The organism is Prevotella aff. ruminicola Tc2-24, assembly GCF_900110895.1.
Classification (GTDB): domain Bacteria; phylum Bacteroidota; class Bacteroidia; order Bacteroidales; family Bacteroidaceae; genus Prevotella.
In genome coordinates, this window is record NZ_FOIQ01000003.1 from 12,535 (window position 1) to 37,878 (window position 25,344).

Here is a 25,344-nt window from a genome sequence, read left to right on the forward strand (position 1 = left end):
AAGGACTAAAGAAATGAAGAATCTGGACTGGGCAAACCTGTCTTTCGGTTACATGAAGACCGACTACAATGTACGTTGCTACTATCGCGACGGTAAATGGGGCGAGATTGAAGTATGCTCCGACGAGTATCTGAAACTGCACATGGCAGCGACCTGTCTGCACTACGGACAGGAGGCATTTGAAGGGCTGAAGGCCTACCGTTGCAAAGATGGTAAAGTACGCGTATTCCGTGTAGAGGAGAACGCTGCCCGTCTGCAGAGCACCTGTCGTGGTATCATGATGCCGGAGTTGCCAACAGAGACATTTGTCGAAATGGTCAAGAAGGTGGTCCGCCTGAATCAGGAATGGATTCCCACTTATGAGAGTGGCGCCACCCTGTATATCCGTCCATTACTGATCGGTACCTCTGCACAGGTAGGCGTACACCCAGCCAGTGAATACTGCTTCCTGATTTTTGTAACCCCTGTGGGTCCATATTTCAAGGGCGGCTTTGCCTCAAACCCCTATGTCATCGTTAGGGATCACGACCGTTCGGCTCCCCTCGGAACAGGTATCTATAAGGTCGGTGGAAACTATGCCGCTTCGCTCTTCGCTAATAACCTGGCACACGAAAAAGGTTACGCCTGCGAATTCTATCTCGACGCAAAAGAGAAGAAATATATTGACGAGTGCGGTGCTGCGAACTTCTTTGGTATCAAGAACAACACCTATATCACCCCGAAGTCGACCTCTATCCTGCCCTCTATCACGAACAAGAGTCTGATGCAGGTGGCTGAGGATCTGGGGATGAAGGTAGAACGCCGTCCAATTCCTGAGGAGGAACTCGACACCTTCGAGGAGGCTGGTGCATGTGGCACTGCAGCCGTTATCTCGCCGATCTCATACATCGACGATCTCGAGACAGGCAAACGATATGACTTTGGAGAAAAACCAGGTCCTGTATCGAAGAAGTTGTTCGACACGCTTCGCGGCATCCAATACGGAGAGATCGAAGACAAGCACGGTTGGACAACCGTTGTCATCGATTAAGGGACCGATATTACACGAAACCAATCAACACAGAAATATTGAGAAATATTTAAACAGAAGAAGAGGCTCTAATGAGCCTCTTCTCTTTTTCTCTTATGTCCCTTTCCTTTACGATTCCACTAACACATATTTCGGGGAGTCACCATACTTGTTCGGCTCGGGCTTTCCGTCGATCAGGACCATGAAGAACACGACCAGACAAGATAACAGCCAAGCAATTCCCAAAAGAACAATCAAAAAGAAAGAGCCCGCATTATCCTCGAAAAAAGCCATGAGTTTATCCACATTTCCGGACATAGCTATTTCGATATAGTCATTCATGACACTTGACGTGCCTGTTACAATCTGTCCTGCCGCACCCAGCGCATAACTGATATAAACCCACGCACCGCTTCTACCCGTATCATGCAGGCGGCGCACAGTTACCGACAGGGCAGCGAACATCACCACAATAGAAAGCAGACAGCCAACCAATAGATCTGTCACGAAAGTCGAAAGAATGAAGTTACATGCCAGGACGACCAACAGCCACCACCAGAACTCCGAACGACGACTACGTCCCTTAAATACCGACAGACGACTGGAAGCCAGTCTGACAGCCTCACCAAACCCCAGTTGAGGAAGAATCTTGTAATTTGCCATAACCTTTTTTTGATAGTTGTATTGTTATTTTCTGCAAATATAAACTTTTTTTTGCTTTTACCCAAATATATCCAAGTTTTTTCGTACCTTTGCGACAAAGTCGCGAGGGTATATTCATACCCTGGCGAAACAGACTAAGAATATGGGAAAAGGAAAACTAGCAAAGTTCGCGGATATGGAGAATTACGAGAACGTATTCCAGTATCCATACTCAGTTATTGACAATGTGCCGTTTGAAATGAGAGGCAAGTGGCGCGACGACTATTTTCACAACCAGAATCCTATCGTACTTGAGCTCGGATGCGGTAAGGGAGAATATACCGTAGAGCTGGCCAAACTCTATCCCGACATGAACTTCATCGGCGTAGACATCAAAGGTGCCAGGATGTGGACTGGTGCCACACAGGCATTGAACGAAGGACTGAAAAATGTAGCTTTTCTACGCACGAATATTGAAATCATTGAGCGTTTCTTTGCCGAAGACGAGGTACAGGAGATCTGGCTCACCTTCTCTGATCCGCAGATGAAGAACCCACGGAAGCGCCTTACCTCTACATATTTCCTGAATCGTTACCGCAAGTTTCTGACTGACGGCGGCATCGTGCATCTCAAGACCGACTCCAACTTTCTCTTCACCTACACGACATATATGGTGGAGAAGAATCAGTTGCCCGTTGTCTTCCGCACGGAAGACCTGTACCATGATGAGCGCATAGACGATGCGACGAAGAAGATTCTCTCTATTCAGACCTACTATGAGTCGATGTGGATCGCGCGTGGTCTGAACATCAAGTATATGAAATGGCATCTGCTCAGAACCGGAGAACTCGAAGAGCCCGATGTTGAGATCGAGCTTGACGACTATCGTTCATACCACCGTTCCAAAAGAAGTTCACTCGACAAAGCGAAATAAAAGACAGCTATTATGAAAAGACTGATGACCATCCTCGTGGCAGCACTCCCTCTGCTAGCCATGGCACAGAAATCACTTGAGGTGTCCGTCGACAGTGTCGGCAAGTTATCCACCAAGATTGAAGAGGCTCAGCGCTTTAAGATCGCAGAATTGAAGATCAGCGGACCACTTAATGGTGCCGACATCAAGTTGCTTCAACAGATTGTGAACCGCACCAAGACCAACAAGAAAAATCCTGGTGAGTGCCTCGTCACGGCCATCGACCTCTCTGAGGCAAGAATCATGGGAGGTAAGGAGGGTATCAAAACCAAGAACGACGAGTTACCCGGTGGTCTCTTCTCTGGAGCCAAGATGCTCACCAAAGTGCTCATACCAAACACGACAACCGTTATCGGCAAGAACTGTTTTGAGAAATGTGTGAGTCTGACAGCTATTCCTATCCCAGAAACGGTAACGACCATTGAGAACGAAGCCTTTGAGGATTGTGAGAAACTCTCATCAATCAGCCTGCCCGCCAATCTGAAGACACTAGGCAACGGGGTCTTTGAGGGTTGCAAGGCACTCACAGCCATTGTGATACCAGAAGATGTAAAGGAATTAGGGACAGATCTCTTCCGCGGTTGTGAGAATCTGACTGCCGTCACCCTGCCTGATCGTTTGAAGTCTGTTGGCAGCAATGCCTTCCGCGACTGTAAGAATCTGACAGGTATCACCCTTCCTAAGTCTGTCAATGAGATTGGCAGTTCCGCCTTTGAAGACTGTACAAGTCTGTCGACCATCGAGATGGCCTCCGTCAACAATGTGGGCAGCAGTGCCTTCGAGGGCTGCAAGGCTTTAGGATCTGCCACCTTCGACAAGATATCCAAGTTAGGTAGCAGTGCCTTTAAGAACTGCAGTTCACTGGCTACTGTCATCCTGCAGGGCCACCTTAACGAGATTGGCGCCAGCGCTTTTCGTGGCTGTTCGACCTTAAGTGACATCACCATCCCTGCCAATGTAAAAATCATCGGCAGTCGTGCTTTCGACGACTGTAAAAGTCTGTCGCAGATCACACTTCCCACCGCCCTTACGAAGATTGGCGACCATGCTTTCGAGAATTGCGCCTCCCTGAGAGAGGTCAGCATACCAAACATGGTAAAAAGTATCGGTTCGAGCGCTTTCGAGAATTGTACCAGTCTTGACAGCGTCGCAGTTAACGGTTTTATCACAGAGGTGGAGAGCGATCTGTTCAGGAAGTGCCAGAATTTACGTGTGATCAATCTGCCGACCTCTGTCAAGAAGATCGGCAACAAGGCTTTCCAAGACTGTTCTGCTTTGAGCGGTATCACTCTGCCTGTCGCCCTTCTGTCGATTGGTGACAATGCCTTTGAGAATTGTGCTTCGCTGACCAGTATCAAGGTGCCCGTGGCAGTCACCACGATCGGCAGTTCCGCCTTTGCGGGATGTATCATGCTCACCACGGCCGAGCTATCAACAGCACTGAAGAAGATCGGCGGATCGGCCTTTGCGAAATGTGCCTCCTTGCGCGAGGTTATCCTCAACACCCCGGCACCGCCAACCATTACCAACAGCACCTTTAAAGGCACCTCGCCCACCTATCTGATACCCAAGGGGAGTCTGCCCATATACGTAGCCAACAAGAACTGGCAAAAGATTACAGGTTTCAAAGAGAAATAAACACACAAAAAATAAAGAATGACGTTATATCCCAAACTAATTATGGATGCGCTGGCAACAGTGACGTATGCCGGCACGAAAAAGAATCTTGTAGATAGTGACATGGTGGCTGATACCCCATCCGTAGCAGCGCCCTCACAAGAAGGAGATCCGTGGAAGGTGAAGGTGGTACTGGTATTCCCACGTGATACCGATCCCTTTCTGAAGTCGACCGTCAAGGCAGCAGAGGCTGCCATCAAATACCACTGTCGGCAGCATGCAACTGACAACCAAGAACCGGCGACCGACGTCGATGTAGAGATCGCCACCGAGTTTAAGTCAGCACCCCGCCCAGAAATAGAGAAGCTATTGCCAGGTGTGAAAAACATCATCGCCGTAAGCAGTGGTAAGGGCGGTGTCGGCAAGAGCACCGTCTCAGCCAACCTCGCCATTGCCTTGGCACGTCTCGGCTACAAAGTTGGCCTCTTAGACACAGACATATTCGGTCCTTCGATGCCCAAGATGTTCCATGTCGAAGATGAACGCCCTTATGCCGTCCATGTCGACGGCCGCGACCTCATCTGCCCAATTGAGAAATACGGTGTTAAGCTACTCTCCATCGGCTTCTTCGTTTCCCCGACCACTGCCACACTCTGGCGCGGTGGTATGGCCACGAGTGCATTAAAGCAGCTCATCGCTGATGCCGATTGGGGCGAACTCGACTATTTCATCCTCGACACCCCTCCTGGCACCTCAGATATCCATCTGACACTATTGCAGACCCTTTCAATCACTGGTGCCGTCATTGTGTCGACACCGCAGGCCGTTGCCCTGGCCGATGCCCGTAAAGGCATAGACATGTATCGCAACGAGAAGGTCAACGTCCCTATCCTCGGCCTCATCGAGAACATGGCATGGTTCACTCCTGCAGAATTGCCCGAGAACCGCTATTACATCTTCGGAAAAGAAGGTTGCAAGAATCTGGCACAAGAGATGGGTGTACCCCTGTTGGCCCAGATCCCCATCGTACAGAGTATCTGTGAGAGCGGCGATGCTGGTGAGCCCGCTGCCTTGAAAGTCGACACCATGACAGGCCAGGCCTTCATTAACCTCGCACAGGCCGTTGTCACCGTCGTCAATCGTCGTAATAAAGAACAGCCCAAGACAAAGATTGTCGGAGTCAAATAACACGACAGCCTCAGGTCTCTCCTTGATGCATCAGGAAAATGGTCATCAAAGAGAGACCGGCTGCACATCTGGACTATTTACACGCCCTTTCAGAGGACAGGGTGACCCTAAGATTTTGCATGAACTCATCTGAGAACAGACTAGAAAGCAATTACCAGAGTGGCAACAAGCGGATTGCCAAGAACACGTTGGTGGTCTATGGACAGTTGGCGATCAGGGTGCTTCTAGGACTGTACACCTCACGACTGGCCCTTGAAGCCTTGGGTGTATCCGACTTCGGTCTGTACAGCGTGGTTGGCGGTATCGTTGCTCTCTTCACGGTTATCTCCAGTTCACTAGGAGGCACAACCGTTCGTTATATCAACGTGGAGAGGGGCAAGCCAGACGGCGACCTCAACCGTGTCTTCAATGTATGCCATGTGTTGCATATCGCGATGGCGGTCTTCCTGTTCCTCCTGTTGGAAGTAGGCGGTATCTACTATATCCATCATTACCTGAATGCGGAAGCAGGCAAGGAGGGGACAGCAATGTTCGCCTTTCAAGTGGCAACAATAGTCTGTTGCCTAGGCATCTTCAACGTACCCTTCTCCAGTCTTTTCAATGCAGCTGAGAAGTTTCTCTTTACGGCCGTAGTAGCCATCTCGGTAAAGGCAGTGCAGCTCATCCTCCTGTATTGGCTACTCACCTACGACGGCAATCGCATCGGAGCCTTTGCCATCATCGAGGGACTTACCACCCTGGCATCATTTGTCATCTACCACTATTACTGTTATCGTCGATGGCCTGATATTGTCAGATGGCGTTTCATCAAGGAATGGGGCATCTATAAAGAGATACTCATCTTCAGCTATTACAATCTTTTGACCTCCATCGCCTATATGGGTAGGAATCAGGGAAGTATGCTTCTGATCAATTTCTTCTTCGGCACCGTGGTGAACGGAGCCTTTGCCGTTGGCAAGACTATTGAGCGCAACATCTCACCTTTTGCGAGAAATATCCAGAATGCGGCAGCGCCCCAGATGACTCAGAGTTACAGTGGCGGCGACATGGAACGAGTATACTATCTCACCAATCGTATTTGCAAGTACTGTATCCTCATGATGATGCTAGCCTTTTTCCCCTTGTGGGCAGAGTTAGACTTCATCCTTCACCTATGGCTGATCAAGGTGCCCGAAGGTGCCTTGGTGTTCTGCCAGATCATCCTGCTGATGGTCTTTGTCTCCGTCACCGATGGCGGGCTCACCCATGTAGCTAACGCCTCCGGCAAGATCAGCAAGTTCAAGATGACATATAGCATCGTGACACTAGCATGCATCCCTGTCGGCTTCATCATCCTTAAAGCTGGCTATCCAGCCTATTCATTATTGATAGTCTTCCTGATTGCCGATATTTTCTGGCGCATCTCGCAGATCTATCTGATGCATCGCATCCTCCATTTCCCTGTGCTGCGTTTCTGCCGTGAGAGCTATCTCCCGCCCCTCATCGCCAGCATCCCTATCATCCTTTGCATGATTCTTACCTCTCAGATACAGACCGATTCGAGGCTATGGCATCTCTGCCATCTGGCCTTCATCCTGTTGCTGACCGTTTTTTCAATCTATTACCTTGGGCTTCAGAAAAATGAGCGTAAGAAAGTCACTAACCATATCAAAACAAAAATCCTAAAACAATCATGATATGCCTACTATTTCACAAAAAGAGAATGATGTACCACTGAGCATCATCATTCCTGTCTATCAAGTCGAGAGATACATACGTCCTTGCATAGAGAGCGTATTCCGTCAAGGACTAAAAGACAAAGACTTCGAACTGATCATCGTCAACGACGGTACAAAGGATCAGAGCATGGAAATGATTACCGACATCATCGACCAGCATTCTAACATCACTGTTATCAACCAAACGAATCAAGGACTGTCTGTCGCCCGCAACAACGGCATAGTCAGGGCCAGAGGAGAGTACATTCTCATGCCCGACTCCGACGACATGCTGGTAACCAACAGTCTGCCGTTCCTTCTTGAGAAAGCACTCTCATCGAAAGCCGATATAGTGGTAGCAGACTTCCTGAGGATTGACAACAAGGAGATGGATCAGTACCCGTTTGACTCGATTGTGCAGAAAGACGGGACGTCCATAGAGAAGACTGGCGAAGAGCTGTTCCTTCAGGATTTGAACCCACACGAGTGCTATGTGTGGCGAACCCTGTTCAGGAGAGATTTCCTTCTGAGGCATCATCTGACATTTTTCCCTGGTATTCGTTGTCAGGACGTACCTTTCACCCATGAGTGCTATCTAAAAGCGAGGAAATGTCTGAGAGTATCATGGCTATTAAACATCTACAGGCAGCATCGCCCCTTTGCTGCCTCCTCCTCCCACGATGTTAAAAAAGGGAAAGAAATATCAATTGCCATTGCCAAGACTTGGGAGTTGACCAAACTGAATCTCAAACCCGAACTAGAACGAAAGCTGAAAAACGACATATACGCCTCGTTTTGCTATAACCTATGGATGACAACCAAACTTAAAACAATGCCAGAACGATATGAGGTCGTTGATATCCTAAGGGAGGCGGCCCCCTCCCTTTCTTTCGACGATGGAATCAAACAGAAGCTAAATACGTTTCTATACCATCATGCGCCGCACGTTCTCATCAATTTGCGGATCATCTATGGAAAGATCGTGAAAAACGAATAACACAACATAATATGATAGCCCCCCTAATATCAATTATCGTTCCTATCTATCAAGTTGAGCTATACACTAGAGAAGTGTATTGACTCAATCATCAACCAGACATACAAGAATCTTGAAATCATACTTATCGATGACGGAAGTCCTGACCGATGTGGAGCCATCTGTGATGAGTATGCAGGCAAAGACTCACGAATAAGGGTTATTCATCAAAAGAACGGAGGGCTGTCTGCCGCCAGGAATGCAGGACTTGACATCGCGAAAGGCGACTATATCCAGTTTGTCGACAGCGACGACTGGATAGAGCCTGAAGCTTGCGAGACCGTTCTCACGATTGCAGAAGAACAACATGCCGACATCGTATGCTTCGGCTTCTGTTGGCTGCTTCCTACTGGTGAAACCACCCTCGTATCAGTCAATTCCTCCTCAGAGATAGAGGAAGCAGCAGTCATCAAACAACTAATATGTAAAAAGAGTGTTATCCGCAATTTTGCCTGGAACAAATTATTCGTAAGAGAACTTTTCGATGGAGTGAGATTTCCTGTAGGAAGAACCTATGAGGATATCTGTGTGACATATCAACTGGTCCACAAAGCAGATAAGATATATGCCACAAAAGCGATCTTATACCATTACGTGACACGTGAGAACAGCATCACGTCGAAACGATTCAACGCAAAGACCATCAAAGACCTGATTGCGGCCTACAAACAGCCCATAGAATTCCTGCAGTCAGAATACCCAGAGTATGCAGACATGCAGATAGCCCATGCCCTTAGAGAGATGCTTAACGGATGGGCATTATTAGAAAATGATCCCGACTACCCCCGTATCATGGGGGATCTTAAAGAATTCAAAAGAAAGCATCATTCAAAGATGCACACGCTTACGAAATACAATAAGACCATCTGGCTATATTACTATTGCCGTCCATTGGCATACCTGATGATAAAATACCGATATGGGAAAAAGTAAGTCACACGAGAAGAGAAGTGTCTTCTTCCTGATGTCAATAGCGGGAATTGGAGGAACAGGCAAAGCATTCGTGAATCTCCTGAGTGTGTTCCCTTTTGACCGCTATGAGGTACATCTTGGCCTCTTTGAGGGACAAGGCGCTTTAATGAAGTATATCCCACAAGACATACAGATACACACATTACCAGCATTGTCGAACATTGAGACAGTTCGCTCCATGCTAAGATCATTCCGTTGGTTTGATGCTTTTCTGTTCCTTCTATCATGGGCATACGGCAAAATCACTCATGACAACTACTGGTTTTGCCGAAACAAGTACCGTCATGCACCGAGGCTCGACGAGTGTTATGACCTCGCCATTGCCTTTAGGAGTATTCCAAGTGAGTTTGTCTGGTATCTGTGTCACAGGATTCAAGCCAAGAAGAAATGCATCTGGATCCATGAAGATCTTTCTATGCCCCGAGAGCGCTTTAAATATAAGATCGTGGAGAGATTGCATCAGAACATCGACCATGCCGTTGCCGTATCAGAAGAAGCCAAGATCCGTTTTGACGAAGCTTTCCCGCAGATGAAGCAGAAGACGCTCGTAATCCGTAATGTCATACCTGTTGGAGAAATCTTGGAAAAAGCGAATGCGGGCAGCACTTTCTGCGATGCCTATCAAGGCCGTCGATTGCTAACAGTTGGGCGCCTCCAACCACAAAAAGGAATATTATTAGCCATACGTGTTTTGAGGATACTATTAGACAAACACCATGATGTGAAATGGTATATCATCGGTGGAGAAGTCGGTAATAAGTATTATAGGCAATGCATGAAGCTAGCCCAACAAGAGAAAGTAACAAATCATCTTGTTTTTCTTGGTGAGCAGGAGAATCCTTATCGTTTTATGAAAGATTGCGATATCTATGTCCAACCATCCCTTTATGAGAGCTTCTGTATCACACTCGGTGAAGCCTTATGCTTTGGCAACCCAATCGTATGTACTGACTTCTGCGGCGTTGAACAGATGAGTGGAAGAACAAATGGATATATAACAGACTTCACACCTGAAGCTATCGCGGAAGGGATAGAGCAAGCATTAAAAGCAGAGATGGTACAGGTGAGTCCCAACCAGCAAGTAGTAGATATCAGCAGATTATATGATGAGCCAAGAGAATAAGGCTCACGAAACCTTGAGCATTGCTGAAGAGATGTACTTTGTCTTCTAGCTATGCTATATGTGGAAACACGTTATATCACGAAATGGAGAGTATGAACAAAAACATAGACTTTGTGATCACCTGGGTCGATGGAAACGACCCTGTATGGAGGAAAGAGCGCGACCACTATGCCGCATTAGAGCATAAGAAAATCGACGACTCCAGATTCAGAGATTGGGAGACACTCAGATACTGGTTCCGTGGTGTGGAGACGTTCGCCCCATGGGTGAATCACATCTTCTTCGTCACCTGCGGGCACCTGCCCGAATGGTTGAACACCGCACATCCGAAACTGAGGATTGTCAAGCACGCCGACTTTATACCAGCCGAGTATCTTCCAACATTCAGTAGTTCAACGTTAGAGTATTGGTTATATAAGATAGAAGAACTATCTGACCATTTCGTCTATTTCAACGACGACATGTTCCTGATTGACCACGTAACACCAGAAAGATTCTTTAAGGATGGACTTCCCTGTGATTTGGGGGGCATGACTGTGAACATCCACAGTGGGATGTACGGAGCATCAGTATTACTGGCCAAGACGCTCATCAACGAGCACTTCAATAAATGGGAGGTAGTGAAAAACAGCCCGTTCAAGTGGTTTAACGCTACCTATCTGCGTCAGTCACTGTTAAACCTACTTTGCACGATTATCCGAAAGGATGAGTTCGTTGGATTCGTCAACCCACACCTGCCATATAGCTATCTGAAACGAACCTTCGAGGAGGTGTGGACAAATTGCGAGGAAGACCTGACACGGACGAGTAAGAACAAGTTTCGGAACTATGGCAATGTCGCCCCGTGGATCCTCAGATACTGGCAGCTGGCCTCCAACACCTTTTCACCTTATCCTGTGCAGAAAAGTGGTCAATACTATCTGATAAACGATAGCAATATCTCAGAGGTCACGACCAGCATCCTACAGCAGAAAAAGAAGATTATCTGTATCAACGACAGTGATGAGATTACAGATTTCGAAGAAGCAAAGAACAGAATTCGTTCAGCCTTTGAAAAGATTCTTCCGAAAAAATCAAGTTTTGAGAATTGACGATACTTCAAACAAAGGCAGAGTTCACAGATGAGAATAATTACATACCTCCTTGGAAAAAAGTTCATTCGGACGAGTATTGGCTATATAAAAAGAGGTCAGATTAGTGATTTCCTGCGCTATCTAAAGGAGTATCTATATGGGATCACGCACTATTCTACAGATGGAAATCTTGATATAGAAGTCCCTTCGTCTCGTTTAGACACTACAAAACTGAAGATCGCAGTATACACATGTATCACAGGGCATTATGAAAGTTTAGCAGAGCCGCTTTTCCTAGATACAGGTATTGACTATTATGCGTTTACAGATGGGGAATGTCCGAGTCATTCTAAATGGAAAAAGGTTGATATCACTCAATTCAAGGAATATAAGGAACTCTCCCCCACTCAATTAAATCGAGAAATCAAGATGCTGCCTTTTAAGTTTCTGTCAGGCTATGATTATACGATATATATTGACGGCAATATCGAGATTGCTGATTCCCTGCTGCCACTGATTGAAGAGATGGGCGATCAGGCTTTGGGGATTCACTATCATCGCTCTAGAGATTGTATTTACGATGAGCTCGTCCGTGTGCTCCATCTTAGGAAAGCAGATAAGGCAACGGCCAAGCGACAGATTGCGACATATAAGAAAGAAGGGTTTCCACGCCATTATGGTTTGTATGAGAACTCCATCCTCATCAGAAACCATCATGATGAGCCAACTCGTCGTCTGATGGAGGAATGGTGGGTTGAGTACCAGAAGTATTCAACAAGAGACCAGCTAAGTCTGCCTTATCTCATCTGGAAACTGGGATATGACAAGAAGAATATCCATATCATAGGCCACAATCTGCGCAACAACCACAGATTCAACAGAGTACACTCGCATGACAGGCAATGAGAATATGGGACATGACGACATGAACATATCAGTCACAGTGATTGTCCCTGTTTATAAGGTTGAGCCATATCTTAAGCGCTGCCTTGACAGTCTGTGCCGACAAAGCCTGTCTGGCGTAGAGTTCATCTTAGTCGATGATGCTTCTCCAGACAGATGTGGTGATATCTGTGAGAGGTATGCGGCGATAGATAAACGGTTTAAGGTGTTTCATCATGCCGAGAACGAAGGTCTCTCCGCAGCAAGAAATCTTGGCATCAGAAATGCCTCTGGCGATTACCTCATGTTTGTAGATAGCGATGACTGGGTACACGATGACTTTTGCAGAGATGCGTATGAGTGTGCAGAACGCTATCAGGCAGATTTAGTGATATTCAATCATATCAAGGTACGAGGACTCAATCCGGAGAAAGAAGAGACAAAAGTCCTGAAAGGGTTTAAAGAAGGGTATAAGACCACTCAAGAAGCCCTTGACATCATACTTGAGAACGAAGGGAATGCCGCATGGAATAAGATCTATCGGAAGAGTTTGTTTGACGATATCTCCTACCCTGAAGGATTCGTATATGAAGATACTGGGACAACATACAAACTGGTCTGCAAATCGTCATGTACATATTTCCTTGACCATGCCTTGTATTACTACTGTGTCCGTCCTGATAGCATCACGACCTTCGTATCACCCAAAGTACTGAATGACAGAGCAAGATTGAACTCACAACGATATCGTGACCTTGGGACATGGGGATATCATTCTGAGATCCTAGATTATCGGATTAAGCATTTCGCCCTGTGGTATCTTATCAGGAAAAAGAGAGATTTCTCTGATGCGAACTATACATTCTTGTATCGCACTCTCCGATGCGGTTTTCATGTTCCCAAAAGATTCTCAAAGAAACAGACGGCACAATGGTTACTATTCAGGTTGTCTCCATTGCTGTTCGACCTGTATTACACTTTAAAAGGTAAAAAGATATGAAACACGTTTTCCTGGATCATAATTACGATCAAGGCCATATCCTGATGAAAGATCTGGAAAATCAGCAGGATTGCATAGTCATATACAGGGATCGCATGCACAAAAGCAAACTGATCAGCAGCCAGTATTGCCACTTACTGTTTGGTAAACTCAAGAACAGGACGAAGGCCCTTGAAAAACTCATCTGGAAGACGTTCTTGCGCCAGCACATAGACTCAGATACACAGACAATCGCTATGGTCACCAGTTGGTATACTAACACCTTGCTGCGGCTTATCAAGGAGATGTTTCCTCAGGCGAAGCTGATACTGCTGATGCGCGACACCGTCATGAGTAACACTCAAAGAAACAAAGAATTCAAAATAGAAGAGGCAAAACGGATCTTTGATCTTATCCTGAGCTATGACAACATATACGACGTACCAACATATGGCCTGACCTATGCGCCTGTGTATATGTCAAAGTCAGATGATATTCCTGCTGTAAAATGCAAGTATGACATTTCTTTTATCGCAGAAGCAAAAGACAGAGCAGGCATGGTAAATGGTTTATATCGGAAATTTGCAGCTAACAATATCAACAGCTATTTGTATCTTTGTCATGTAAGGAAATCAGACCGTCTGAATCCGTCTACAATTATATATGCGGATAAGTTCATGAAAAGAAATAAGATGCTGCGGAAGGAACTTGAGGCTAATTGCATCTTAGAGGTACTGAAGGGCGATGCTCATTCCTGCACATTACGATTCTGGGAGGCAGTTATGTATAACAAGAAACTTTATACCAACTGGAAGGGTGTCGTAAACTCTCCATATTATAACCCCAAATACATTAAAGTTTTTGAAAAGCCAGACGATATCGATCTTGATTTTATCAGAGAGCGTCTCGATGTGGATTACAATTACCAAAGAGAATTATCTCCGATTCATCTGCTGAATCGTATCAGACAGTTGTAAAAAAGTAGGTTTTGCATATTTACAACATGGAGAATCATTGCGTTGTCATACAGTCTCAAAGAATTAAGAGAACAGAGGTTCTTCTTTCTCTTCTTTTATTGCTCAGCCCAGCTCGTGCTATAACCGTATTCCTATTGCCACTTGCATTATTCGTTCTTATTTCTCGTTTCCCTTCCCATCTGAGATACAAGCAAAGCATCGCCATTCTGATTACAATATTCATCTTATCTTCATTGTTTGGTCTGGCAACAGAAACAACATCATTAGGGGGAGTCATCCTTTCGTGTGTCATCTTTCTACCTATGATACTGTTTCTTTTTTACGAGCCATCATGCTACATCGACAAAAAGGAATTATACAATAAACTTGCAAAACCCTTTCTATATTTCCTATTAGTGATCGACATCCTTGGATGTCTATACAAACTACGCCACGGAGGGGTTGATGATTATGGATGGGCATATGGCAAACATTACGAGTATGTTCATGGTTTGGCAATGATCAACACCTTTATTTTCTTGTGGTTTGCCATAAAGTTGTTGTATGGTCGTCTATCAAGAAAAGAATGGCTTATCCTTAGCATGATTGTTCTATCTATTATTGGATGTGGCTATGGACTGGGGATCATCTGTTTATTCCTCACTTTTGTGGTGCTTCTCTGTCGTTTAGGAAAACGGAAATCTCTTTTAATCCTTTGTTTATTATTGATTGGTGTCTATGAATTCTCAAGATCACCGCATCTAGAATACGAAAGAGAGAATATAGTTCTGGCAATGGATAATGTCGATGTTAGAAAGATCACCATGTTCCATGAATTCATCTCACTACTGAAAGATGATAATCAGATATTTATGATAGGAACAGGCCCAGGAGGATACAACAGTAGAAGCGCATTGTTGCTTAGTGGGGATAACCAGAATTTTGTCAACAAAACACTTGGCGATATCCAACCTATATATTACAAGAAATACATTTATCCTCTATGGAACAGAACATTTGTCAGTCAGGCGGCCCATACAGACGGGACACGCAACAAACCCTTTTCCAGTTTCGTTTCAATATGGGCAGAACTTGGTGTCTTTTTCATTGTTATCTTCGCCATCATATATATCAAGCTCATAAAACAACTAAGGAGGTATAAAAGGCATAAAGTGGAATACTATTTCCTTCTCTCATTAGACATTTTCATGGTTTTTTCGTTAATCTCTCATCTGTGGCTTGAAACCACTGAGTTTATAGTATATTGCCTCATCCGTTTCTTCGCTATCATGTCACTAAAAAGCGAACACTCAGCAAAGTCACATGAAGAATAATGCACTCAGAGCTACCATCTTTCGTATCAGGAACCTAATGCTACCCAAGACCAGGGGACAGGAGAGTTGGGATTATATCGGAAGGAGCATCGAGTCGGGCAAACCCTTCATGGCAGCCAGGTTTGGCGCTGTGGAGATTAAAGCTGTGCTATATGCTAAGTATCCTTTATTAGCTCCCTTCCTAAAAAGATACGTCTATACTTGCATGCACAGAAACGCAGGTTTCTTCCCTGTCTCCAAGGAAAGCCTGCGACAGTTCGCCAGTCTGATGACGACAGACATGAGGCAGGTGGACGTGCTGTTCTCATGGCGCCCTGAGGAGATTTTCCTGAAAAAAGAACTTCAGAACGCCTATAAAGCTTCTTTCGCAGACACCAACATCCATCCAGAGGATAAAGCCTTCTGGACTAAGTATCTTAAGGGGAAAAAGGTGTTGGTCATCCATCCTTTTGCTTCAACGATAGAACAGCAATACAGGGAAAACAGGACCAAGTTGTTCGCTCGGACTGATTCCATTCCCAAATTCTCATCTCTAACAACAATCAAAGCTGTGCAAACCATCGCAGGTCATCAAGCTGGCTATAAAACATGGTTTGAGGCACTCGACTATATGAAGCGCGAAATAGAAAAAGCAGACTTTGATATTGCGCTGATAGGCTGTGGTGCTTATGGATTCCCTTTGGCAGCTCATGTCAAGCGCATGGGTAAGCAGGCCATCCATCTAGGTGGCGTGCTGCAGATCTATTTCGGCATCAAGGGGAAAAGATGGAACGACTGGGGCCTCTATAACGAGCATTGGGTATCGCCCCACGCTGAGGATATTCCGCAAGGTGCAGAACATGTAGAAAACGGATGTTATTGGTAATCTTACCAAACTAGGACTTTGCTCCGAGGAAAGTCCGACTTTGCTCCGAGGTAAATGAGCGATAGGTATATATTAACGACAGATTATAATAAGAAATGGATATCGTAATATGCTTTGATCATGGATTCGTCATGCCATCTGGTGTGATGATGTATTCTGTATGCGCCAATAACCAGGAAATGGATATCACTTTCCACGTTGTGACAGACGACAGCGTTACGCAGAAAGACAAAGATGATCTGACAGACAATATAAAAGTCTTTGAGAGACACGTGAACATAATGTTCTACACAGTCAAAAAGAAGAACGACAAACTGCCTTCCACAGGCAACAGGCATGGATTAACTTATGCGACCTATTATCGTCTGTTCTTGACAGACATACTTCCAAAGGACATTGATAAGATACTCTATCTGGATGGTGACATGATTGTCAGGCACTCACTCTTATCACTATGGAATACGGACCTTACAGGTTATGCAGTTGCAGCGGTAAACGACTCCCTTCATACGGACATTCATTATGACGCCCGATTAGGGTATCCATCGGATAAAGGATACTTTAATGCAGGAGTGCTATTGATCAATCTGGGATACTGGCGGGAGCATAACATCTCCCAGCAGCTGACAGATTTCATGGAGAGCCACCATGACGTGTTGACCTTCCATGATCAGGATATCTTGAATGGTGTGTTCTGGAATCAGAAAGTATCACTACCTATCAAGTACAATCTGGTCAGCGGATATTTGTATAAACAGTTCTCTTTGGAGAAGAGAAAAGACCAACAGGAGATTATAGACGCCAGAAAGGATCCTGTTATCGTACATTTCGCTGCTAACTTCAAGCCCTGGGAATCATATATTCGCTTTCCTCATCCATTCAATAGCACTTTTTATTATTATCAGGATTTGACGAAGTGGAAGAATCACAGAGTGGATAACAGGTCATTAATACTCAAGACCAAGAATTACATAACTGACTACCTACGACGGATCAAGGTCTTACCGCCATTGAATAGTTATTATATAGATGTCAAACCCGTTGTATAACACGCAAATCATTTTTTTGCTTTGAAAGAGATGACGAATCTGCTTATCGACTGCTCCTACATAGAGAAAGCGTTTGTAGCCTCAGGATCACTTGTTATCTATGCTGCCCGCTTGATACAAGGCTTCCAGAAATATGGCCATTGCCGTATACATGTTCTCCTATGGCAAGAGATGGAGGACACCCTTGACCAATTCGTTGGCCAGAAGTATGAGAAGATTGTACTGGACCGCGACAAGATGTTTACTTCATGGCGACCATACTATCGCCTGCTCGGCGTCCTGCCACGTCAGTTGAAACAAGAATTGAAAATACGGAATATATCTACCGTTCTTCTACCCATACACCTGTTTGGTTTCTTCTACTTCTCGCCGCCCTATAGACACTATGCAATCGTACACGACCTCATTCTTTACGACAATGTCAAAAAGGAAAGAGGAATGCTTTCTTATTTTATCTGGCACAGATATCGCAGCATGCTAACCAAGAAATTCCCTCATCTGATATCTATCTCAAAGGCAACGCACGATGAACTGCTACGGCGTGACGGTAAGGAGTCGGAGATTGTGTACAACAGTATACCATTTGACTTCACTGACCAAGAGCTGCCGATAGAGGATATTATCGACAAACAGTATATTCTGGATGTGAACCGTTTCCATCAAACCAAGAACGCAGAGTTACTCATCCATGCCTTCAGCCTGATCAAGAACGATATTCCTCACATTCTTTATCTCAAGGGAGATCATAAGTGCGAAAAGGAACGGAAGGAACTCGAGAAACTTTCTAAGGAACTTGGGTTGAGTGACAGAATTGTCTTCGACCACAGCTTCCGGACGGAAGGCGAGATGCGCTATCTTTACTCGCATGCCGACCTGTTTGTATCGCCATCGCTTCAGGAGGGCTTCGGGTGGACACCCATCGAGGCTGCAGTCAACAAGACACCTGTTCTGATATCAAATATCGAGGTACTAAAAGAGGTTTCATGTAACAAGATACCGACTTTTGACCCTCATTCGCCAGAAAACCTAGCCAAGCAAATACTGACAACACTCCAGAATCCGCCTAGCGAACAGGAAAAGACTGACTTGGCAAAATTCTATATGGAGAGGTATTCCCTGAGCCATCAGATTAAACAGTTAGAAAAGATCATGGGATTATGACGACAGGCCTGAAAAAGATACTGTTCATCCTTCATATGCCACCACCAGTACATGGGGCTGCGATGGTAGGGAAATATATCCACGACTCGGAGCTGATCAACTCACAGTACGAGTGTCGTTATATCAACCTGGCCACTGCTACCAGTCTGGAGGATATAGGAAAGGTGGGCATGAAGAAAATGCTCGTCTTCTGTCGACTGCTCCGTAAGATACGGCAGACAGTGAAGACCCTGCACCCTGATCTGGTATACGTGACGGCCAATGCGAAGGGCGGAGCGTTCTACAAGGACTATGTGATTGTGATGATGCTCAAGCGGATGGGCTGCCAAGTTGTGGTACACTATCATAACAAAGGGGTGTCTGCCCGCCAAGACAGATGGCTCGACCATCGATTGTATCGACGATTCTTCAAGGATCTGAAAATAATCCTGCTCTCGGAGAGGCTCTACCCTGACATCCAGAAGTATGTCAAGAGGGAGAATGTGTATATCTGTGCCAACGGTATCGCTCAGAATCATGGGCTGCGTGAGGTAAGGGGTATTCCCAACAATGCACCTCGTATCCTGTTTCTCAGTAATCTGCTCATTGAAAAGGGTGTACTGGTATTGCTCGATGCCCTGAAGATTATCAAGGATAAGGGTTGTCTGTTCGTCTGTGACATCGTGGGAGGTGAGACGGCAGAGATTGGCGCAGTCCACCTTGAGGAGGAGATCCGTCAAAGGGGACTGCAGGGACAGGTGAGCTATCAAGGGCAACGATACGGAACTGACAAGGAGGCTTTCCTGCAGGACGCAGATCTGTTTGTATTCCCTACCTTCTACCAAAACGAATGCTTCCCTCTGGTACTTCTTGAGGCCATGCAGCACAGCCTGCCAATCGTCACGACGGATGAGGGCGGTATCGCCGACATCGTGAAAGACGGTGGAAACGGCCTCATCTGTGAGAAGAACGACCCCGTGGATCTGGCGAAGTATCTAGAGCGTTTGCTCAACAATCAGTCGCTTCGTATCATGATGGGACAAGAGGGCTACCGTCGATACAAGGCTCTTTTCACGCTTGAGGCCTTCGAGAGCAAACTTACTGAGATCTTCTTTAATCTATAAACTATTATACAGGTATAACATGCGTTTATCTGACATTAACCTATTAGAATCAAGAGCTGAGCTTCAGACCATTCCTGAAGGAAAGCTGCTCATCAACACCATCAATGCGCACTCATTCAATGTGGCACAGAAGGACAGTCTCTTTGCTGAGGCCCTCACGAAAGGCGACTACCTGATACCAGATGGCGCATCGATCGTGAAGGCCTGCCGCTGGTTGAAAGCGAAGTCACAGCCTAAAGAACGGATAGCCGGATGGGATCTGTTTGCCTTCGAGATGGACAGGCTCGAGAGAAACAGTGCTCAAGGAGATGCCGAAAGTGAGAGAAACAAGGTGATGTTCATGGGCTCATCAGAGAAGGTGCTGAACAGCATCCGGCAGAAGGCGGCTATCAACTATCCGAACCTAGAAGTAGTGACCTACTCGCCACCCTATAAACAGGTATTTTCCGACGAGGATAATGCAGCCATCGTCAACGCTATCAACGAGGCTGACCCAGATCTCCTATGGATTGGCATGACAGCACCTAAGCAGGAGAAATGGGCGTATGAGCATTGGGCAGAACTGAATATCCACTGCCATGTGGGAACGATCGGTGCCGTGTTCGACTTCTATGCTGGTACCATGAAGCGAGCTCCGAAGTGGATGCAGGATCACGCCCTGGAGTGGTTGTACAGACTGGTAAAAGAACCCAGACGGATGTGGCGGAGATACCTCATCGGCAATATTCGTTTTCTCGGAAATATCATTAGGGAGAGATTATCATGAGAAAAAACAATCAGACAAACACATTGATCAAGTGCTCCGTCATCGCAGGCGACTTTGTAGTATTGAATGCTGTACTGGCTGCATTCCTCGCCTGGCATCCCAGAGTTGGCGGATGGCGTTTGGAACAGATCAGGCTCTTCATCCTGATCTGCAACATCGCGATGGCAGTGAGTCAATGGCATAACCACACCATCATCCATAAACGGGTCGTATCGGGTGGAGAAGTGCTCCAGCGTACCGTATTCTTGACAATGACACAGGCTGTCCTTGCTTATCTGCTGATGAAATGGGTAGATTTGCGGATACCTGTCGGATGGGTTCTTCTGGAACAAGGAACAGTCTGCTTCATCCTTATCCTCATACTGAGACTCACGGAAAGAACCGCTATCAAATGGTATCGTCAACGAGGTGGTAACTCACGCACCATCACCTTCGTTGGCTCTGACCCTGGTATGCTGTCCGTATACCATCTGCTCATAAATGACCCTACAACTGGCTACAAAATTATAGGTTATTATGCAGACAAGAAGATCAAAGACAATAGCGAAAGTGCTGACGAGAATTATAAGCAACACCCCAAACTGGAATGGTTGGGAACCACTCAATTCCTGATAGATCATCTCGAACAGTCAGATCAACTGAAGATGGGCGACGACCTGTACGTCTGTCTGCCTATAAAAGAGACGGACTTCATACAACGACTGTCGCTGTTCTGTGACCAGCACATGATAAAGTTCTACTATATCCCCATCTCGGCCGAATCACTGCAACTGCATCTGCAACGAGAGAGTTTCTCCGACGTCGAGGTGTACACCACACACAAGAGTCTGCTACAGTATCCTCAGAACAGAATCGTCAAACGACTTTTCGACATCGTGGCGTCAGCACTCATGTTAGCATTGGTAGGACTATTCATGCCTTTCATCGCCCTGATCATCAAACGACAGAGTCCTGGCCCTCTATTCTTCCGACAGTTGCGAACAGGACTAGACGGAAAGCCGTTCATGATCTACAAATTCCGTTCGATGCACATAAACAAAGAGGCTGACAGCCGTCAGGCGACGGAAAATGACGCGCGCAAGTTCCCATTCGGCAATTTCCTGCGGAAGACAAGCATCGACGAACTGCCACAGTTGTGGAACGTACTCAAAGGAGATATGAGTATCGTGGGACCAAGACCACACATGCTCAGTCATACGGAGATGTACACACAGCTCATAGACAAATATCCTGTAAGACATATTGTGAAGCCTGGGATAACAGGGTGGTCACAGGTTACGGGTTTTCGTGGTGAGACGAAAGAACTCTGGCAGATGGAGGAACGTGTCAGGCGCGATATCTGGTATATCGAGCACTGGAACATCTGGCTCGACCTACGCATCATACGACGGACTTTCCTGGCGCTTTTCAAACACGATAAGAATGCCTATTAGGATACTATATCAAATCTATTTTGAATCGGAATGGTTGAGGTTCGCTTGCTTTAATAGCAGGCGAACTTCTCTTTTCTTACGGAGATAGTCCAAACGCTCTTTGGCATGGCGATGCGACTCACGAAGCTGATGACCATATACCAGACAGGCAGCAATCAGATAAACGAAAGCATGGATCCACAAATAACGGACTTCCAGAAGCACATCACTCAGCGTTCCCCCCATGGTGTTCATACGAACAAAGGCTCGCACACCAAAGGTGCTAGGGAACAGCCATGAGACACCTTGCCAGAAGCCCGAGATATTACTCTGTGGCCATGAGACACCTGTCAGGAACAGCAACGGCAGAGACACAAAAACCATGAGCAACATCACGTTCTCACGATAGCGAACCAGACAGGATACAGTCATACCAAAGAACACACAGGCCAGCAGATAGGGTATCATCAGTTGCAACAGATCCTGCCAGTGTATGAGCGTTAAGAAGGAGAACAGCCGTGGCACAACCATCGTGAGATAAGCTGCCATGACCATATAAACCATCAGGTAGCACAATGCCTTACCGCCCACAATTCGCCCCACGCTGGAATAGCACTTGTGGATAGGTACGAGGTCGGCATAACGATTACGCTCACGAGCGGTACCTGCGGAGAGTCCAATACCCAGTACGAGTGTCTGCTGGAGTATCAGCATCAGCACGGCCGGGATGATAAAGTTACCATATCCACCAGCCGGATTGAAGATCGGCACATCCTCGAAAGCTAAAGGCTTGGTGGTAATCTGATCCTCACGAACAGTATAGTTACCTGCTAACTTCGTCTGTATCTCCGCCCCCATCGACTGCGTGACAGCAACGGCTGTCTGGTAGATGGCCTTGTAAGTCAACATCAGAGACATGTCACAGTATACACCCACCACAGCTTGTTCCATGCGGTTGATATGCGTAGAAAAATCGGAGGGGATGAGGTAGACACCCTTCACCACCTGACGACTCACCAATGTTTTCGCTTCGTCCAAATCCTCTGCATAATAGGCCACCTTCACATCAGGTGAGGCATCACACTCACGGATAAACTGACGACTCAGATGACTATGCGACTGGTCGACGACCACCACAGGCACCTCACGCACCACCTCATTATTATATATCCATGAATATAGCAACGGATAGGCCAACGGTACGATGATAAAGAAGATGAGTACTCCCTCATCGCGAAACACCTGCTTCATCTCCTCATACCAGATGTAACAGGCATCCTGGATCAGTCCGTGTAGTTTATGGAATATAGACATAGGTCAGCATTGCATTCTTAATTTTCGAGATAACCAGCCAAGGCAGGATAGTGAAGGCCACCAAGGCCGCCAGATGGAACCAGGCATCAATCAACGGGAAACCGTTAAATACCGTAATCTGATAGATCATATAGTAATGGCGCAACGGGAACAACCACGTCAAAGCCTGGATGGCAGCATCCATACCCATCACAGGGAAGGCTGATCCCGCTAACGAGAAGCTCAGCACGGCCCATAGCGAGCAGACACTCATCGACATACGGAGCGAAGGCATCAGGCCAAAGGCGAAAACGCCGAAACCGATACTGGAGAACACCTCCAACACACAAAGCAAGATGATGTCGGCCGTATGTCCCTGATAGGGAAAGCCCATGATATGGAGCATATAGAATTCATAGCCAAAAATCAATGTGAGAAACACCAGTGCCTGAGGCAGGTATTTTCCCATGATGGCCACCACAATATTCTTATCGGCCATCGCCAACCACTCCTTCCCCCGTCCGAACTTCAGTTCCATACCCAACGAATAGGCGGATATCAGAAACATAAAAAGCATCATCACACCAGGCACAAGTACCGTCGAGAGATAGGCATTATAGTTGGTCCAAGGATTGGCTATCTGATGCAAATCAATCCGAATAGGTTGCAAGAACGCCTGTATCTGACCTGCCGTATAGCCCTTCGCACGCATCGTGGCCTGTCCTACAGCCGCCGAGCCAAGGGTGGAAATGGTTTTCAAATCTCTCATCAGCAATGACCCCGACATCACCGAGGCCATATTATAATAATAGGAGATCTTGGGTTGACGACTAGCCAATAACTTGTCTGTCGTACCCTTGGGGATATATAGGAATGCATATATCTCGTTGCGCTGAATGGCACGACGCGCCTCTGCCACCGAGGGATAGTGGGCCACCACCTCCGAACTCTGGAAAGCATCGAGACGACGAATCAATCCGCGCGAGGTTGTTGTATTATCAAGATCGACCACACCCACAGGCATGTTCTCTGGCAATCCCTCATCCATCAGCGAAGTGAAAAACACCATGGCCAACAGGGGGAAAACCACCATACAGAAGCCGTAAATGCGATTCTTATACAGAATCCTACATTCACGCTTCGATATCTGCCATATCTGGGTGAGGAATTTCATTTAATTCTTGACAATCAAAGACATGCCAGGACGCAGGCCATCCAACCTATCCACTGGACGAGCCTTCACCTCAAAGGTTTTCAAGTCATACTGACCATTGGCCTTCGTAGCCTTCCATACAGCATATGAACCCTGATCCTTCAGGTAGTATACCTTCATTTTAATATCTTTGTTGAAAGCAGGAACAAAAGCAGTAAACTCTGTACCCATTTGCAAGCCGTTCAACTGGTCCTCACGGACATTGAACGTTCCCCACATATCCTGCATGACAGAGATAGACATAATCGGTGAACCCGTACCAACGAGTTCTCCAACCTTTGGATATACATCGCTGACCTCGCCCTCGATCTGAGCCACTTGCACTGTTTCATGGATATATGAGTTTACCTCGTTGACAGCACCTCTTGCACGCCCCACCTGAGCGGCAGCAGCCAACTTATCCTCACGACGAGCACCATTGACAGCCATATCATACTGACTTTGTGCCGCCTTCACCTGTGCCTCCATTGCCTTATAGTTGGCATAGGCCTCATCGCGCTTCTGCGCACTCATCACGCCCTCATCATACAGACGTTGTACTCGGTGGTATGACTTCTCCGCAATCTCCAGTCCGGCCTTCGCCTGCTGAAGTACGGAAAACGCACCTTGGATCTGTTCTTTACGGGCACCGTTCTGCGCCTTCAGTTCCATGGCAGCGGCGGCATTCTCTGCACTCTGCGCTTGTTCCATCTTAGCACGCACCTCTGGTGCGTCGAGAATGGCCAGCGTGTCGCCCACTTTCACGTAGTCGCCTTCTTTTACTCGCAACTCGAGGATACGTCCTGGTACTTTACTCGATACGCGATACTCGGTCACTTCCACCTGTCCTTGTATCACATCAGGATCACGGTCGATGACCAGAACTCCGATGATGGCTACAATAATTACAACTGCCACAAATCCGATAATGGCAAGTAAAATGTTCTTATGTTGACTCTTTGCTGACATTTTATGATGCTTTTGGCTGTTAGCTTTTTACTATTAGCTATTAAATATTATCA

General features: G+C 46.4%; 23 protein-coding genes. 19 read left to right on the top strand and 4 right to left on the bottom strand.

What is annotated here, in order from left to right; translation table 11 throughout:
• Positions 1–13: 13 nt before the first annotated feature.
• Entirely contained in the window at positions 14–1,030 is a 1,017-nt protein-coding gene (locus BMY63_RS06320) for a branched-chain amino acid aminotransferase (RefSeq protein ID WP_091901572.1), read from the top strand.
• A 108-nt stretch (positions 1,031–1,138) separates the two neighbouring features.
• Here the strand turns inward: BMY63_RS06320 and BMY63_RS06325 are convergent, their stop codons facing one another.
• The gene (locus tag BMY63_RS06325; protein ID WP_091915486.1) at positions 1,139–1,672 is read right to left on the bottom strand and encodes a DUF805 domain-containing protein; all 534 of its coding nucleotides are present in this window, start codon (positions 1,670–1,672) and stop codon (positions 1,139–1,141) included.
• Between the two features lie 142 nt (positions 1,673–1,814).
• On the opposite strand from BMY63_RS06325, the gene trmB reads away from it, so the two are divergent.
• The 18 genes from trmB (at position 1,815) to BMY63_RS06415 (ending at position 21,858) form a co-directional block, all read left to right on the top strand.
• A complete protein-coding gene (gene trmB, locus BMY63_RS06330) occupies positions 1,815–2,585 on the top strand; it encodes a tRNA (guanosine(46)-N7)-methyltransferase TrmB (RefSeq protein WP_091901568.1) in 771 nt (256 codons plus the stop codon).
• 12 nt (positions 2,586–2,597) lie between these two features.
• A complete protein-coding gene (locus BMY63_RS06335) occupies positions 2,598–4,262 on the top strand; it encodes a leucine-rich repeat domain-containing protein (RefSeq protein WP_091915488.1) in 1,665 nt (554 codons plus the stop codon).
• 18 nt (positions 4,263–4,280) lie between these two features.
• Positions 4,281–5,429 carry an Mrp/NBP35 family ATP-binding protein gene (locus BMY63_RS06340; RefSeq protein ID WP_091915490.1) on the top strand — a complete coding sequence of 383 codons (1,149 nt, stop codon included), beginning with the start codon at positions 4,281–4,283 and terminating at the stop codon, positions 5,427–5,429.
• A gap of 119 nt (positions 5,430–5,548) precedes the next feature.
• Positions 5,549–7,105: a lipopolysaccharide biosynthesis protein gene (locus BMY63_RS06345; protein WP_091915492.1), complete on the top strand. Its 1,557-nt coding sequence runs from the start codon at positions 5,549–5,551 to the stop codon at positions 7,103–7,105.
• Between the two features lies 1 nt (position 7,106).
• Positions 7,107–8,123, top strand: coding sequence for a glycosyltransferase (locus tag BMY63_RS06350; protein WP_091915494.1), 1,017 nt, complete (start codon positions 7,107–7,109; stop codon positions 8,121–8,123).
• Between the two features lie 54 nt (positions 8,124–8,177).
• The gene (locus BMY63_RS06355; RefSeq protein WP_177178398.1) at positions 8,178–9,095 is read left to right on the top strand and encodes a glycosyltransferase family 2 protein; all 918 of its coding nucleotides are present in this window, start codon (positions 8,178–8,180) and stop codon (positions 9,093–9,095) included.
• The gene (locus BMY63_RS06360) at positions 9,082–10,257 is read left to right on the top strand and encodes a glycosyltransferase (protein ID WP_091915498.1); all 1,176 of its coding nucleotides are present in this window, start codon (positions 9,082–9,084) and stop codon (positions 10,255–10,257) included. The genes BMY63_RS06355 and BMY63_RS06360 overlap by 14 nt, the downstream gene beginning before the upstream one ends.
• Positions 10,258–10,349: 92 nt before the next feature.
• Complete coding sequence (locus BMY63_RS06365; protein ID WP_177178399.1) at positions 10,350–11,348, top strand: stealth family protein; 999 nt, start codon at positions 10,350–10,352, stop codon at positions 11,346–11,348.
• 30 nt (positions 11,349–11,378) lie between these two features.
• Entirely contained in the window at positions 11,379–12,236 is an 858-nt protein-coding gene (locus BMY63_RS06370) for a glycosyltransferase domain-containing protein (protein WP_091915502.1), read from the top strand.
• Positions 12,237–12,240: 4 nt separating this feature from the next.
• Complete coding sequence (locus BMY63_RS06375; RefSeq protein ID WP_218141886.1) at positions 12,241–13,212, top strand: glycosyltransferase family 2 protein; 972 nt, start codon at positions 12,241–12,243, stop codon at positions 13,210–13,212.
• Complete coding sequence (locus tag BMY63_RS06380) at positions 13,209–14,168, top strand: WaaS/CpsH family glycosyltransferase (protein WP_091915506.1); 960 nt, start codon at positions 13,209–13,211, stop codon at positions 14,166–14,168. Before BMY63_RS06375 ends, BMY63_RS06380 begins: the two co-directional genes overlap by 4 nt.
• A 26-nt stretch (positions 14,169–14,194) precedes the next feature.
• Positions 14,195–15,481: a hypothetical protein gene (locus BMY63_RS06385; RefSeq protein ID WP_091915508.1), complete on the top strand. Its 1,287-nt coding sequence runs from the start codon at positions 14,195–14,197 to the stop codon at positions 15,479–15,481.
• Positions 15,471–16,346: a GT-D fold domain-containing protein gene (locus BMY63_RS06390; protein ID WP_256218961.1), complete on the top strand. Its 876-nt coding sequence runs from the start codon at positions 15,471–15,473 to the stop codon at positions 16,344–16,346. The genes BMY63_RS06385 and BMY63_RS06390 overlap by 11 nt, the downstream gene beginning before the upstream one ends.
• A gap of 95 nt (positions 16,347–16,441) precedes the next feature.
• Entirely contained in the window at positions 16,442–17,395 is a 954-nt protein-coding gene (locus tag BMY63_RS06395; protein ID WP_091901546.1) for a glycosyltransferase family 8 protein, read from the top strand.
• Positions 17,396–17,425: 30 nt separating this feature from the next.
• Positions 17,426–18,556, top strand: a complete 1,131-nt coding sequence (locus tag BMY63_RS06400; protein ID WP_091901544.1) for a glycosyltransferase — start codon at positions 17,426–17,428, stop codon at positions 18,554–18,556.
• A complete protein-coding gene (locus tag BMY63_RS06405; RefSeq protein WP_255397538.1) occupies positions 18,553–19,659 on the top strand; it encodes a glycosyltransferase family 4 protein in 1,107 nt (368 codons plus the stop codon). Before BMY63_RS06400 ends, BMY63_RS06405 begins: the two co-directional genes overlap by 4 nt.
• A gap of 19 nt (positions 19,660–19,678) precedes the next feature.
• Positions 19,679–20,425, top strand: coding sequence for a WecB/TagA/CpsF family glycosyltransferase (locus BMY63_RS06410; RefSeq protein WP_091901542.1), 747 nt, complete (start codon positions 19,679–19,681; stop codon positions 20,423–20,425).
• Positions 20,422–21,858: an exopolysaccharide biosynthesis polyprenyl glycosylphosphotransferase gene (locus tag BMY63_RS06415; RefSeq protein WP_091901540.1), complete on the top strand. Its 1,437-nt coding sequence runs from the start codon at positions 20,422–20,424 to the stop codon at positions 21,856–21,858. The genes BMY63_RS06410 and BMY63_RS06415 overlap by 4 nt, the downstream gene beginning before the upstream one ends.
• Before the next feature lie 15 nt (positions 21,859–21,873).
• Here the strand turns inward: BMY63_RS06415 and BMY63_RS06420 are convergent, their stop codons facing one another.
• From BMY63_RS06420 to BMY63_RS06430, 3 genes are read right to left on the bottom strand one after another with little or no spacing between them, the layout of a single operon-like run.
• Positions 21,874–23,151 (bottom strand): ABC transporter permease, encoded by a 1,278-nt coding sequence (locus BMY63_RS06420; protein ID WP_091901538.1) that lies wholly within the window; start codon positions 23,149–23,151, stop codon positions 21,874–21,876.
• Complete coding sequence (locus BMY63_RS06425; protein ID WP_091901536.1) at positions 23,135–24,304, bottom strand: ABC transporter permease; 1,170 nt, start codon at positions 24,302–24,304, stop codon at positions 23,135–23,137. The genes BMY63_RS06420 and BMY63_RS06425 overlap by 17 nt, the downstream gene beginning before the upstream one ends.
• Positions 24,305–25,291 carry an HlyD family secretion protein gene (locus BMY63_RS06430; protein ID WP_091901534.1) on the bottom strand — a complete coding sequence of 329 codons (987 nt, stop codon included), beginning with the start codon at positions 25,289–25,291 and terminating at the stop codon, positions 24,305–24,307.
• Between the last annotated feature and the right edge of the window lie 53 nt (positions 25,292–25,344).